The sequence below is a fragment of the Salipiger sp. HF18 genome (genome assembly GCF_011806505.1).
GTDB classification, from domain to species: domain Bacteria; phylum Pseudomonadota; class Alphaproteobacteria; order Rhodobacterales; family Rhodobacteraceae; genus Salipiger; species Salipiger thiooxidans.
Genome location: NZ_JAATOS010000949.1, coordinates 1 through 678 on the forward strand (window position 1 = coordinate 1; position 678 = coordinate 678).

Sequence of the window (678 nt, forward strand, 5' to 3'; positions counted from 1 at the left end):
GGGCACCCAGCACGACCCGCTCGACGAACTCGAATCCCTCAAGGAGAACGCGTGATGGACCCCGTCACCATCGGCATCCTGTCCCTTGCCGCGCTGCTCGGGCTGATCATGCTGCGCGTCCCGATCGCCGCCGCGCTGATCGGCGTGTCCTTCGTCGGCATCTGGGCCGTCGCCGGCTTCCGCCCGGCCTTCTCGATGCTCTCGACCATTCCCTACACCACCTCGGCCAGCTGGACGCTGTCGTCGATCCCGATGTTCCTGCTGATGGGCTACATCGCCTATCACTCGGGGCTGACCCGGGGCCTGTTCGAGGCCGCGCGGGTGTGGTGGGGCTGGCTGCCCGGCGGGCTCGCCATCGCCTCGCTGGCGGGGGCCTCGGGCTTCGCCGCGGGGTCGGGCTCGTCGGGGGCCTGTTCCGCCGCTATCGGCCGCATCGCGGTGCCCGAGATGGCGCGGCAGGGCTACGACCTGCGCATCGCCACCGGCTCGGTCGCCGCGGGCGGCACCATCGGGGCGCTGATCCCGCCGTCGATCATCCTGATCCTCTTCGGCATCCAGGCGCAGGTCTCGATCAACGACCTGTTCCTCGGCGGGCTCTTCGTCGGCCTCGCCTCGCTGATCTTCTACATCGGCGCGGTGCTGGTGGTGTGGTGGCGCAACCCCGCAGCCCTGCCGCCG

General features: G+C 70.6%; 1 protein-coding gene. It reads left to right on the forward strand.

Going from position 1 to position 678, the window contains the following annotated elements:
• Window positions 1-54: 54 nt before the first annotated feature.
• The coding region (locus HC022_RS28195) for a TRAP transporter large permease subunit (RefSeq protein WP_167454560.1) at window positions 55-678 on the forward strand (624 nt) is incomplete at its 3' end.